Source organism: Gluconacetobacter sp., assembly GCF_047721585.1.
Classification (GTDB): domain Bacteria; phylum Pseudomonadota; class Alphaproteobacteria; order Acetobacterales; family Acetobacteraceae; genus Gluconacetobacter; species Gluconacetobacter dulcium.
Map to the genome: position 1 here is coordinate 1 of NZ_JBDNXE010000112.1, position 13,711 is coordinate 13,711.

Sequence of the window (13,711 nt, forward strand, 5' to 3'; positions counted from 1 at the left end):
CCGGGCCAGGCCCCATCAGCAGCCGATGCGGCGGGTCAATCTGTCCGAACACCCTATCTTTCCTCCTGCGTCAGCGCCGCTCCGGCGCCCGCTCCCGTCTGTTCGAACCGGCTGACGAAGGCGGTCATCGCCTCAAGCGCCACCTGCACGTCCTCAACCTCGACCGCCTCGGCGGGGTTGTGACTGATCCCGCCGCGACAGCGCAGAAACAACATCGAAACCGGCGCCAGCCGCGCCATCACCATTGCATCATGCCCGGCACCGCTCACCAGCACGCGCGGCGCGGCCCCCGTGACCGCACTGACCGCATCGGCCATCAGGGCGCTCAAGCTGCCGTCGCACGGCGTCGCCGGAAGATCCTGCTGAAGCGTCAAATCCAGCCCCACACCCCGCCGCGCGGCAATCTCCGGCAGCACCGCCTGAATGGCCTCGGCCGCACGGTCGCGTACCCCGTCCACGCCAGCCCGAATATCGATGCTGAAAGTGACGGCACCCGGCACCACGTTCGGCACACCCGGCCCGACCTCCATCCGCCCGACCGTCGCCACCAGGTCTTCAGGCCCTGCACCGCCGATCCGCTCCACCGCCAGCACCATCTCGGCGGCGGCGGCCAGCGCGTCATGGCGCAGGCGCATCGCCATGGTGCCGGCATGCCCCGCGACCCCCGTCACCACGGCGCGAAAGCGATATTGGGCGGCAATGGCGCTGACGACGCCCAGCGCATGGCCTTCGGCCTCCAGCACCGGCCCCTGTTCGATATGCGCCTCGACATAGGCCAGAACGTCCTCGCGTTCCCGCACGGCATCGACAAAGCGCGTCACGTCGAGGCCGAAACCATCCAGCGCCTCGGCCAGCCCCACGCCCGCCGCATCGACCAGCGCCAGATCCTGATCCCCCAGCACCCCGGCCACGGCGCGCGTGGTCAACATCGAGACCGGAAAGCGCGACCCCTCCTCGTCTCCGAAGCCGATCACCTCGATCGCAAAGGCAAAGCGGCGTCCGCGCTCGGCAAACCACGCCACCGTCTCGATCCCCAGCATCACGCCCAGCATGCCGTCATAGCGCCCGCCGTCGCGCACGCTATCGACGTGCGAGCCGATCACCAGTGCCGGTGCATCGGGGTGCCGGCCTTCATAGCGGCCGACGATATTGCCGGCGGCATCGACCCGCGCGGTCATCCCCGCTTCGGTCATCCAGGCCGCGATCCGGTCCAGCGTCGCCGCATGCCCCGCCCCCAGATAGGGGCGGAACAGATGATCGTCGGAATCCGAATAAGGCGCGACGCCCAGATCGTCACACCGCGCGACCGCGCGCAGGCCAGACGCCGTCTCGCGCGCAGGCATCTTCACCATGCCGCCACCATCCCGTCGCTGCGCGGATCGGTCGCCCCTTCGATCAGGCCCGACGGATGCAGCACCAGCGCCCCGGCATGCCCCATCGTCGCGGTAAAGGCCGGCATGGGCTCCAATATATGCCCCGCCGCCGCCATCCGCGCGATCACCTCGGGTGCGAACCGGTCCTCATATTTCAGGCTGGTGCTGGTCTCGCCCCAGGTCCGCCCCAGCAGCCAGCGCGGCGCCGTCACCGCCTGCTGCAAAGGCACGCCATAGCGGGCATAGCGGGTAAAGACCGCCGCCTGCGTCTGGGGCTGCCCCTCGCCGCCCATGGTGCCATAGACCATGGTACGCCCATCGGCGAAGCGCGCACCGGCCGGATTGAGCGTATGGAACGGCTTGCGCCCCGGACGCAGCGCATTCCACCCCGTCTCGGCCAACTGGAAACTGGCCCCGCGATTCTGCCAGACGATCCCGCTGCGCGGCAGAACCACGCCCGAGCCATATTCGAAATACACGCTCTGGATCATGCTGACGGCAACACCATCGGCATCCACCGCGCCCATCCACACCGTATCGCCCATCTGCGGCGGATGCGGCCACGGCGCCGCAATGTCAGGATCGATATCCAACGCCATGCGATCCAGCGCCATGGCGTCGTCCAATACCTCCTGCGCCGCCACAGACATGAAGGCCGGATCGCCCACATGCGTATCGCGATACCGAAAGGCCTGTTTCGTCGCTTCGACCAGCCCGTGGAAATAATCGAACCCGTCGACCTCTTCGGCCCGCAGCCGGTCGAACAGCGCCAGGATCAGCAACGACGCAACACCCTGGGTCGGCGGCGCCATGTTGAACAGCCGCGCCCCCGCGATATCGACATGCAGCGGCGGCCGCGCCTGCGCATGGTGCGTGTTCAGGTCCGCCAGATCCAGCGGGCTGCCCAACTGGCGCAGATCCTCGGCCAGATCCCGCGCCAACGCACCGCGATAAAAGGAGTCCAGCCCGTCCCCCGCCAGCCGACGCAATGTGTGCGCCAGGGCCTGGTTATGCAGGATATCGCCCGCCTGTGGCGCATGTCCGCCCGGCAGGAAAAACTGCCGGAAACCGGGAATGGCCGCCAGTTCGCCCATCTTGGCGGCGGTCAGCGCGGCGCCCCCCTCGGTAATCGGCACGCCCTGCTCGGCATAATAGATCGCATCCCGCAGCAGCCGATGCAGGCCCAGCCCAGGCTGCATCGCATGGCTCCACTCCAGCGCGAGATCCCATCCGGACACCGTGCCGGCCACCGTATTGGCCGCCAGCGGCCCCCGCCACGGAATCGTATCGCACCCGGCGGCACGATAGAATGCCAGATCGGCACGCCGCGCGGCGGCCCCGCAGGCATCGATCGTCTCGGTCCGGCCATCGGGCCACATCACCAGCCAGAAGGCATCGCCGCCGATGCCGGTCATGTGCGGATAGACAACGGCCAGCGCCGCCGCCGTCGCCACCACCGCCTCAATCGCCGTGCCGCCGTCGCGCAGCACGTCCAGGCCGGCCTGGCTGGCCAGATGATGCGGGGATGTCACCATCCCACGCAGGGAACGGGGAGTATTCAGCATGGCCTAACGTCCCTTCACGGCCGGAAGCGGCACCCTGCCGACCAGCCCCGCCCGCGCCAGCGCGCCGGCCAGGGCAAACAATGCGGCTTCCCGCCCCGGCGCCGCAATCAATTGCATTCCCAGCGGCAGGCCACCGGTGCCCAGCAGCGGCGCGCTGAGAATCGGCACGCCCGCCAGACTCAGCGGCTGCGTATAGAGGCCCAGATTGGCCCGCGCCGAGACGACCTGCCCATCCACCACGATGGTCGGCTGATCGACCGACGGCGCCTCGCCCACCGTCGCCGGGGCAATCAGCACATCCGCCGAACGGAACAGCGCATGGACCTGCTCGCGGAACCAGCCACGGAACCGATGCGCCTGCACCAGCGTGGCCGAGGGCAGCAGCGCCCCGGCAATCAGCCGGTCACGGGTCGCGGGGTCATAGCGCAGCGCATGCCTGCGCAGGCGCGGCAGATGCAGCGTCCCACCCTCGGCCGCCGTAATCAGGAACGACGCGGCGCGCGCCCGCGCCACCTCGGGCAGTTCCACCGTCTCCAGCCCGCCCAGATGCGCCGCCACCGCGTCGATCGCCCCGGCCAGCGCGTCCGACAGGTTGGTGCCGAACCACCCGCCCAGTTTCGCAACCCGCAGGTCCGATGCCGCCGGCAGTTCGGGCATCGGTCCGCCGGCCATGACTTCGTACGCCACACGCAGCCCATCCAGCGTCCCGGCAAACGGCCCCACCACGTCCAGACTGGCGGAAAAGGGATAGGCCCCCTCGCGCGGCACGCTGCCAAGCGTGGGTTTCAGCCCCCACACGCCGCACAGCGACGCCGGCACGCGAATCGAACCGTTGGTGTCCGACCCGAGCGTCAGCGGCAGCAGCCCCGCCGCCACGGCGGCCGCCGAACCACCCGACGACCCACCGGCCAGCCGCGCCGTGTCATGCGGATTGCGGGTGATGCCGTAATGGGCATTGTCGGTGGCGAATCCGTAGGCGAATTCGTCCATGTTCAGGCTGGCGACCGGAATCGCGCCCGCCGCGCGCAGGCGCGCGACCACGGTGGCGTCATGCGCCGCCGGCGGCGATTCCCGCAACACCACCGACCCCGCCGTCGTCACCTCCCCGGCCACGTCGAACAGGTCCTTCACCCCGAACGGCACGCCCGCCAGCGGCCCCGGATCGTCGCCGGCGGCAAGGCGGCGGTCGATCCGCTCGGCCTCGCCCACCGCGCGCGGCCCGAAAATACGGGTCACGCTGTTGATGGATGTGTCACGGACCTGCATCGCGGCGATCGTTTCCGTCATCACGGAAACGGCGCTGCGGCGCCCCTGGCGGATATCGGCGGCAATGGCCAGCACGTCGAACGGGTCACTCATGGCGGGCGTGCTCATGGACGGTATTCGTATGCCGGTTCACACGTATCCGGCAGGGCAAACCCATGGACCAGATCGGCATAGCGCCGCAGCAGCGCCCGGTTGGCCACCACGCCCGGCAGGCATGATCCGTCGATGCTCAGGCCGATATCGCGCGCGGTGGCGATGACGATCGCCTCCTCCGGCACGAAGCTGTCACCATCCTGTTCGCTCATGGGCTTGTCCCTTCCCGTTGCCTGCCGCGCCGCCACGCCGGCAGAATCACGCGGGATCATGCATCCGGAGGGTCGAGGCTGACCAGTTCCGGCGTGACATAATTCAGCAACTGCTCAAGGTGCCAGGCCCCATCGGCCACGAACAGATCCCGCCCCAGCCCCCGCGCCAGCCGCTCCACGCCAAAGCGCATGCCGCTGATCGACGCCCCCGACAGCCCCATGCTGGGCGTCGCGCTGAAGGTGAAATTATGGATGTTCGCCAGCATCGGCGCCAGCGGATCGGCCGCGTCGCGCGGCAGAAACTGGTAGGACTCGCCCAGATAAGGATGCGCCGCCAGCACGGCACTGTCCTCGCCCTCCGGCGGGGTAAAGCGGTCGCGCCACAGCGCCACCGACCCGGCGAAGGATGCTGTCTCCGGCCGCAATGCCATATCGACGGCAAAGCCGGTGCCGATGATCACGAAATCGAATCGCATTTCGCCATCCGGCGTCCGCACGACGATGTCATCGCCCTCCATCCGCGCCCCGGTCCAGCCACAGCCGGTATGGTAGCTGAAGGTCGGGTGGCGACGGCAGCGCCAGAACGTATCCTGCGGCGGCGGCTGGTTCAGTTCGTAGATATGCCGCATGAACCGCCAGCGCAGCGTGTCGGACAGCGCGGAGAAATGGGCCAGGAACCCGGCATTCTCCATCCAGCGATAGGGATTGACCGAGGGAATGACCCGCCGGCGCAGACACAGCGCGACCGAGGCCGCCCCTTCCTCCAGCGCCGTCGCGGCATTGTCGAAGGCCGACGCCCCCGCCCCCAGCACGCCGATCCGCTTGCCGCGCAGGGCGGCGAAATCAATGGGCTCGGACGTATGCGCATAGCGTTCGCGCGGCAGGGCCTCGCGGATAAAATCCGGCACATGCCACCGCCCGCCACCGTCGATCCCGGTCGCCAGCACCAGCTTGCGCGCCAGATGCCGAAACTCCCGTCCCGCGGCGTCCACAAAGGTCAGGCGCAGCAGCCCGTCTTCCCACGCCACATGCGTAAACGTGCGGTCGTTCTCCACCGGCAGGTCCAGCACGGCGCGATACCAGTCCAGATAGGCCTGCCAGTCCCCACGCGGGATCTTGTCCAGCTTCTCCCACGCCTCGGCGCCATACCGCGCCTCATACCAGGCGCGCGGCGTCAGGTCCGGAATCCCCAGATCCGGGCCGGTGACATATTTCGGCGTCCGCAACGTGATCATGCGGGCGAAGGTGATCCACGGCCCCTCGCCGCCGCGCGACGCCCGGTCGAAAATCCGGACATTGCTGATATTGCCGCGTTTCAGCGCAAAAGCAGTGGCCAGCCCACCCTGGCCCGCGCCGATGATGGCGACATCCAGCACCGGCTCGCCATCGCGCGTCAGGCGCGGCGTCCAGTCATGGCGCGGATAGTCGATCACGGCCAGATTCCGCCTGACCCGGGCATCGAGCGCCGCAAGCCGTTCTTCCGGGGTGTCTCCGGTTGGACGATTATCGCGATCGGCAGCCATCCACGCCTCCTTGCTCTTCCCTGGTCGGACAGGTTCATGGACCGACGGCGCGGGTCCGTGTCCCCCGACACGGACCCTGGGTTCCCCAACCCGCACCATCACGGCACCGAAACTAACCGGACAGGGGGGCGTTCCGTCCAGTAGAATAAATTGACCAACACGTTGCCCGTTCGGCAACAATTCCAGATAATGTAAAATCGCCAAAAAGTATCATAAGATACTGTTTTTAAAAATTATCTATTCCGCCAAAAGGTCTTCGGTCCCAAGAATGCGGGCGGCCTCTTCCTGTTCCCGCAGGGCCTCGCGCACCTCCACGATCAGCCGCTCCAGCGCCGGGGGCAGCCACCGCGCCTCGCGGACATACACCCCCAGATCGGTCATGGCCCTCGGGTCGTCCAGCGGCACATGGGCCAGCGCGCCGCGCCCGATATCGAACGCCAGCGCCAGCCGGGACTGAAAGGCCAGGCCCGCCCCGGCCGCCACCATCCGGTTGGTCAGTTCGATCGACCCGGTTTCCAGCACCACATCCAGCCTGTCGCGCCAGGGGTGGAGCATCGGCTCCATCACCTGATGAAGCGACAGCGATTCGCTCGGCAGGATCAGCCGATAATCCAGACAATCCTCCATCCGCACGCTACGCCGGCCGGCCAGCGGATGGTCGGCCGGCATCACCACTCCCACCGGAAAGCGCGCCACCGCCACGCGGCGCAGATCGTCCGGTTCGTTCAGCGAGAACGCGATGCCCAGATCCGTCGTGCCGCCGCTCAGTGCCGCCACGATCTGCGCGGGCGACCCCGTCTCCGCGTGCAGGTCGATATCCGGCCAGACTCGGGTCATGCGCGCCAGCAGCCGCGCCATCAGGTCGCCGGCAATGCCTTCCACCATCATCACGCCGATGCGCCCACCCCGCATGCCCGCCAGTGCGGCGATCTGCTCGTCGGTCCGCACGGCATCCTGCATGACGGTGACGATGTGCCGGGCCACGATTTCCCCCACCGCCGTCAGCACCATCCCGCCCGGCAGGCGGTCGAACAGCGGCGCGCCGATCTCGTCCTCCATCTGGGCGATCTGCCGCGTCAGGGCGGAGGGCGTCACGTTCAACTGCCGCGCCGCCTCGCGGATCGAGCCATGGTCGCGCACCGCGTTGAAATACAGGATGCACCGCGCATGCAGCCGCATCATGTGCTGGCTTCGAGCCGACCGCCTCATGTCCTGTTCCCCATGCCTACTGCTCCGCTCCCGCATCATCGCCATGCAGCAGGCGTTCGACAATTTCCGCCGCCACCAGCGCCGCGATAATTTCCGGCCGCTTGTCGCGGATACCCCGGTCCCCGATCGGGCACACCAGCCGCGCGATCCGCTCCGGCCCCAGACCCACGGCGCGAAACCCGGCTTCGAACCCGCGCCGTTTCGTCCTGGACCCGATCAACCCGACATAGCGGAGATCATCCCGTTCCAGTGCCGCGCCGACGATCAGCGCATCCAGCCGATGGCTGGGCGTCAGCACCAGAACGCCGGCCCCGGCCGGCGCGGCCGCCAGCACCTCTTCCCAGCTTTCGGTCATCCGCACCACAACCCCGTCGGGCACCAGCCCGAACTCTTCCGCACGCGGATCAACCCAGACCAGACGCAAAGGCAGCGGCGCCAGCGCGCGGGCCAGCGCCCGCCCCACATGCCCGGCCCCGAACAGCAGCAGATACGGCAGCGCCGCCCGCGCGGTTTCGGCATCGCGCACGATCGCATCCAGCATCACGTCATCCGCGCGCTCGATGCGCACGCGCACCCGGCCGCCGCAGCACTGCCCCAGTTCCGGCCCGAGCGGAATCTCCAGTTCCCCCGCCGTGCCGGTACCGGCCAGCAAGGCCCGCGCCCGCGCCACGCACTCCCACTCCAGCCGCCCCCCGCCGATCGTGCCGGCCAACGCGCCCGGCACCACCAGCATGAAAGACCCGGCCTCGCGCGGGGTCGATCCCACGGCCGCGCGGATACTGACGCGCGCAACGGGCCACCCGTCCCGCCGCCAGCCAGCCAGCGCCGCGATCATGTCGTCCATGGCCCGAACGGCCGTCAGTCCCCGGCTCCGGCATCCACCCGCGCGGCGGCACGGGCACGCATCCGCTCGGCCGCGCGCAAGATCGCCTCGGGCGTCGCCGGCGCATCCAGACCGGGGCAGGAGCGATACCCATCCAGACTGGCCAGCGCGTCCGAAATCGCATGCAACACCGCCACCCCATGCACAAAGGGCGGCTCCCCGACCGCCTTGGAGCGAAAGATCGTCTCCTCCCGATTGGGCGCCCGCTCCAGCAGGGCGACGTTGAAGATGCCCGGCCGGTCGGAACAGGCGGGAATCTTGTAGGTACTGGGCGCATGGGTGCGCAGCCGGCCGCTGTCGTCCCAGACCAGTTCCTCGGTGGTCAGCCAACCGGCCCCCTGCACGAAGGCCCCTTCGACCTGCCCGATATCAATCGCCGGATTCAGCGATTGCCCGGCATCATGCAGGATATCGACCCGCTCGATCCGCATCTCCCCGGTCAGCAGGTCGATGGCAACCTCCGCGCACGCGGCGCCATAGGCAAAATAGAAGAACGGCCGCCCCCGCCCGGTATCCGGGTTCCAGGAGATTTTCGGCGTCTTGTAGAAACCGTTCGACGACATCGACACACGCGCGAAATAGGCAGCCTTCGTCAGCTCCGGGAACGGCACCACCGTCTCGCCGACATGCACCCCGTCCGGCAGAAAGCGCACCGCATCCTCCGGCACGCCCCAATGCCCGGCGGCGAACGCAACCAGCCGCCCCCTGATCCGGCGCACGGCATCCAGCACCGCCATGCCGTTCAGGTCCGCACCGCTGGAGGCCGCGGTGGCCGAGGTATTGGGCACCTTGCCGGTGGTGGTGGCGGTAATACGGACCCGGTCGGCCGGCAGGCCGAATTCCCGCATCGCAATCTGCACCATCTTGGTGTGCAGCCCCTGCCCCATCTCGGTGCCGCCATGGTTCACCTGCACCGACCCATCGGTATAGACATGCACCAGCGCACCCGCCTGATTGTAGTGGGTGGCGGTAAAGGAAATGCCGAACTTCACCGGCGTCAGCGCAATCCCGCGCCGAATATGCGGGCTGTCCTCATTGGCGGCCCGGATCGCGGCACGGCGCGCGCGATAAGCGCACCCCTCGGCCAGTTCCACCATGATCTCCGCCGCGATCGAATCCTCGACCGTCATATGATACGGCGTCAGGTCGCGCGTGCCGGTGCCATAGACATTGCGCAGCCGTACATCCAGCGGGTCCAGCCCGGTGGCGAAGGCAATCTCCTCGATCACCCGTTCCGCCGCCACGATCCCCTGCGGCCCACCGAAACCGCGATAGGCGGTGTTGGACTGCGTATTGGTCTTCAGCGGTTCCGAGCGCAGCCGCACATCGGGATAATAATAGGCATTGTCGGCATGAAACAGCGCCCGATCCGTCACCGGCCCCGACAGGTCGGCCGACCACCCGCACCGCGCCGCCAGCACCATGTCCACGGCGCGGATGCGCCCGTCATCATCGAATCCCACCGTGTAATCGACCGCGAAATCATGACGCTTGCCCGTCATCATCATGTCGTCGTCGCGATCCAGCCGCATCTTGGCCGCGCGCCCGGTCAGTTCGGCCGCCAGCGCCGCCAGACAGGCCGGCCCGTTGGCCTGCGTCTCCTTGCCACCAAACCCACCACCCATGCGGCGGATCTCGGTCGTCACCAGATTGCTCGGCCGATCGAGCACATGCGCCACCATATGCTGGGTCTCGGTCGGATGCTGGGTGGAGGACCAGACCCGCATCTCCCCCTCCTCGCCCGGCTGCGCCAGCGCCGCCTGCCCTTCGAGGTAGAAATGCTCCTGCCCACCCATCACGATCCGGCCCGACAGGCGGCGGGGCGATTCCGCCAGCCCCTGTTCCACATCGCCACGCCGCATGGTCAGCGCACGCCACACCAGCGCACCACCGGCAGCCCGTGCCTGGTCGATATCCAGCACGGCCGGCAGGTCTTCATAAACGATCCGTGCCAGACGCGCCGCCCGCCGCCCCTGGCCGCGCGTCTCGGCGACAACGGCAAAGATCGGCTGCCCGTGGAACGACACGATGTCCGACGCCAGCAGCGGCTCGTCATTCTTCCCCACCGGGCTGATCTGGTTGTGGCCGGGAATATCCGCCGCCGTCAGCACCCGCACCACACCCGGCGCGGCACGCACGTCATCCAGATTCATCGAAACAATTCGCGCATGCGCCCGCGTACTCAGGCCCGGCACCACATGCACCAGCCCCTTGGGCTCCGGCATGTCGTCGATATAGGCGGCGGAACCCGAGACATGCATCGCGGCACTCTCATGCCGCAGGCTCTGCGACGCCCCACCGGGCACGACAGCGGCACGCGCATCAGCCGCAAGACCGATCACCAGATCAGACATTGGCCACCTCCCGCCCCCGCCCGGCCAGCCGCGTTTCAGCGCGCGCAACCCCCGACGCCGTCTCGGCGAACAACCGTGTCAGCAGGTTGGCGGCCACCGTGCGACGATACCAGTCGCTGGCCCGCATGTCGGAAATCGGCGCGAAGTCGGTTGCAATCGCCGCCCGCGCCGCCTCCAGGGCGGCCTCGTTCCATATCCGCCCCCGCAACGCATCCTCGGTCGCGCGGGCACGGCACGGGGTCGCGGCCATGCCGCCAAAGGCAATCCGCACCTCGCCGATCCGCCCCTCCTCATCCAGCACCAGCGCAAAAGCCCCCAGCAGCGCCGAGATATCCTGATCGAAGCGTTTGGAAATCTTGTAGGCGCGAAACAGCATCCCGGCCGCCGGCATCGGCACGGTCACGGCCTCGACGAACTCACCCGGCTGACGGTCCTGCCGCCCATACGCCAGAAAATAATCTTCCAGCTTCACCGCCCGCCGCACAGCACCCCGCCGCAGATGCAGCGTGGCCCCGGCGGCGATCAACACCGGCGGCCCATCGCCGATCGGCGAGCCATTGGCGATATTGCCGCAGACCGTGCCGGCATTGCGCACCTGCGTCGATCCCAGGCGCCGCACGATCTCGCCCGCATCCGGCAGCAACTCCGCCAGCGCGGCACGCGCCTCGCCATAAGTCACGGCCGCACCGATCCGCAGCCCCTCCGCCGTCCGGTCCAGCCCCTTCAGGTCGGCGATCCCACCAATCAGGACGACATGCGGCAGCACCCTCAGCCCCTTGGTGACCCACAGCCCCACATCGGTCCCCCCCGCCACGATCGTGGCCTCCGGGTCCTCGATCAAAGCCGCCGCCAGCGCATCGGCATCGGCCGGAATCGTCAGCCGCCCTTCCGGCGCGGTCATGCAAACCGTCCGCCCATCGCGCAGCGCCACCAGACGGGCCACGATCGCATCCGCCTCGGCGTCGAACCGGTCGGGTCCGGCCGTCATGGCCTGCTTCATCGCCCGCACGATCGGCGCATACCCGGTGCAGCGGCACAGATTGCCCGCCAGCGCGTCGTCGATCGGCCCGTCCTCGGCCACCGCCCCCGGCGCCTTGCGATAGGCGACCATCGACATCACGAATCCCGGCGTGCAGAAGCCGCATTGCGAGCCATGCAAATCCACCATCGCCTGCTGGACCGGATGCAGCGCGCCGTCCGCCGCCCGCAGATCCTCGACAGTAAACAACTGCGCGCCATCCAGCATCGCCACGAACTGGATGCACGCATTCACCGCCCGCCAGACCAGCGAGCCCCCCTCCAGCCGAACGACCAGCACGGTGCAGGCGCCGCAATCGCCCTCGTTGCATCCCTCCTTGGTGCCGGTCCGCCCCCGATGCTCCCGCAGCCAGTCCAGAACCGTCAGGGTCGGCGGCACGGATGCCAGTTCACACAGCGTATCGCCCAGATAGAAGCGGATATGGTCGCGCATCGTTCGGTTCCGTCGAGCAAGTGACATGCCCCGAAGGGCGAATGTCCTGGCTGCCCACCCCCCGCAGGACAGACAACCGGAACGCGGGTCCGAATCACCTCCCCCGAGGCCATCCGGTCCCGACCAGTCTATGGCCTACAATCGGGGAAGGAAACGGTCGCGCATCACGACGCAAGCCCGTTCACCACCCCGGTGCCCACCGTCTCGTTGCGCCGGATCTGGGCGGCCATCTCGGGTCCGAAGCACGGCCGTTCCACATACCGTCCCGCCCCCCGCACGGTGCGCAGATCGCCGTCCGACCACACCACGCGCCCGGCACTGATCGTATGCCGCGCCAGCCCGGTCAGGCTCATCCCCTCATAGAGGTTGTAATCCACGTTCTGGTGATGGGTGGCGGCCGAAACGGTGCGGCTGGCCTCGGCATCCCACAGCACCAGGTCGGCATCCGCCCCCGGCACGATCGCACCCTTGCGCGGATGGATGTTGAAGATTTTCGCCGTGTTGGCCGAGGTCACGGCCACGAATTCCTGCGGCGTCAGGCGCCCGGTCCGCACGCCATGGTGCCACAGCACGCTCATCCGGTCCTCGATTCCCGGCGTGCCGTTGGGGATTTTCGTAAAATCGTCGCGCCCCTGCTCCTTCTGTCCGGCACAGAAACAGCAATGATCGGTCGCCGTCGTCTGCAACTGGCCCGACGCCAGACCCGCCCACAGCGCCTTCTGGTGGTGCTTCGGCCGAAAAGGCGGGCTCATGACATGCCGCGCCGCCCCCAGCCAGTCCGGATCGGCATAAACGCTGTCGTCGATCACCAGATGCTGCGCCAGCACCTCGCCATACACGCGCTGCCCGCGCGCGCGGGCAGCGGCGATGGCCGCCGTCGCCTCCTCGGTCGAGACATGCACGATATAGACCGGCGCCCCCAGCAGCCCGGCAATGGCAATCACCCGCTGCGCCGCTTCCCCCTCGACCGAAGGCGGCCGCGAAAGCGGATGCCCGGCCGGTCCGGTCAGCCCCCGCCGCAGCAGATCCTGCTGAAGAAAGGCCACGGCATCGCCATTCTCGGCATGCACGTTGCACAGGGCGCCCAGTTCCAGCGCCCGGCCGATCGAACGCAGCAGCACGCCGTCATCGACCATCAGCGCGCCCTTGTAGGCCATGAAATGCTTGAAGGAATTAACGCCGCATTCCCGCGCCAGCGTGCCCATGTCGGCATGGACCTGCTCATCCCAATGGGTCACCGCGACGTGGAACGAATAATCGGCCACCGCCTTTTCCGCCTTGGCTCGCCAGTCCTTCCAGGCCCCCAGCAGCGAACCACCGCGTTCGGGAATGACGAAATCGATGATCGTGGTCGTCCCGCCGGCCACCCCGGCCTCGGTCCCGGTCTGGAAATCGTCGCTGGCCACCGAGCCCATGAAGGGCATTTCCATATGCGTATGCGGGTCGATGCCGCCGGGCATCACCAGCAACCCGCCCGCATCCACGACCATGCACCCCGTCGGCACCTCCAGCGCCGGCCCCACGGCGGCAATCCGCCCCGAATCGTCACACAGCACATCGGCCCGCCGCGTGTCCTCGGCAGTCACCACCGTTCCGCCCTGCACCAGAAGCATTGCTGCCTTTCCTCCCGACGCTATCGCACCCCGACAGCATGCCATCCGGCGGCCGGATCGGGAATGGTGCAATCTTGTAACAATCAAGGTAACGTTTTCCCGCTTGCGCGACGCGCGCAAAGCCTAAAATCTTGTGCCATGTCCCGCCC

10 protein-coding genes are annotated in these 13,711 nt (G+C 68.1%); all 10 read right to left on the minus strand.

The window, feature by feature from the left end:
• Window positions 1-53: 53 nt before the first annotated feature.
• The gene (locus ABF821_RS16430; RefSeq protein ID WP_415530799.1) at window positions 54-1,352 is read right to left on the minus strand and encodes an allantoate amidohydrolase; all 1,299 of its coding nucleotides are present in this window, start codon (window positions 1,350-1,352) and stop codon (window positions 54-56) included.
• Window positions 1,346-2,938: a gamma-glutamyltransferase family protein gene (locus ABF821_RS16435; protein ID WP_415530801.1), complete on the minus strand. Its 1,593-nt coding sequence runs from the start codon at window positions 2,936-2,938 to the stop codon at window positions 1,346-1,348. The genes ABF821_RS16430 and ABF821_RS16435 overlap by 7 nt, the downstream gene beginning before the upstream one ends.
• A 3-nt stretch (window positions 2,939-2,941) precedes the next feature.
• Window positions 2,942-4,312 (minus strand): AtzE family amidohydrolase, encoded by a 1,371-nt coding sequence (locus ABF821_RS16440; RefSeq protein WP_415530802.1) that lies wholly within the window; start codon window positions 4,310-4,312, stop codon window positions 2,942-2,944.
• Complete coding sequence (locus ABF821_RS16445) at window positions 4,309-4,509, minus strand: DUF4089 domain-containing protein (protein ID WP_182974814.1); 201 nt, start codon at window positions 4,507-4,509, stop codon at window positions 4,309-4,311. Before ABF821_RS16445 ends, ABF821_RS16440 begins: the two co-directional genes overlap by 4 nt.
• 56 nt (window positions 4,510-4,565) lie before the next feature.
• Window positions 4,566-6,032 (minus strand): SidA/IucD/PvdA family monooxygenase, encoded by a 1,467-nt coding sequence (locus ABF821_RS16450; protein WP_415530803.1) that lies wholly within the window; start codon window positions 6,030-6,032, stop codon window positions 4,566-4,568.
• A gap of 237 nt (window positions 6,033-6,269) precedes the next feature.
• Complete coding sequence (locus tag ABF821_RS16455; protein ID WP_415530804.1) at window positions 6,270-7,241, minus strand: LysR family transcriptional regulator; 972 nt, start codon at window positions 7,239-7,241, stop codon at window positions 6,270-6,272.
• 16 nt (window positions 7,242-7,257) lie between these two features.
• Window positions 7,258-8,085, minus strand: a complete 828-nt coding sequence (gene xdhC, locus ABF821_RS16460) for a xanthine dehydrogenase accessory protein XdhC (protein ID WP_415530805.1) — start codon at window positions 8,083-8,085, stop codon at window positions 7,258-7,260.
• 14 nt (window positions 8,086-8,099) lie between these two features.
• A complete protein-coding gene (gene xdhB, locus ABF821_RS16465; protein ID WP_415530807.1) occupies window positions 8,100-10,478 on the minus strand; it encodes a xanthine dehydrogenase molybdopterin binding subunit in 2,379 nt (792 codons plus the stop codon).
• A complete protein-coding gene (xdhA, locus tag ABF821_RS16470) occupies window positions 10,471-11,949 on the minus strand; it encodes a xanthine dehydrogenase small subunit (protein WP_415530808.1) in 1,479 nt (492 codons plus the stop codon). The genes xdhB and xdhA overlap by 8 nt, the downstream gene beginning before the upstream one ends.
• Window positions 11,950-12,113: 164 nt before the next feature.
• On the minus strand, window positions 12,114-13,562 hold the full coding sequence (gene hydA / locus ABF821_RS16475; RefSeq protein ID WP_415530809.1) for a dihydropyrimidinase: 1,449 nt from the start codon (window positions 13,560-13,562) through the stop codon (window positions 12,114-12,116).
• Between the last annotated feature and the right edge of the window lie 149 nt (window positions 13,563-13,711).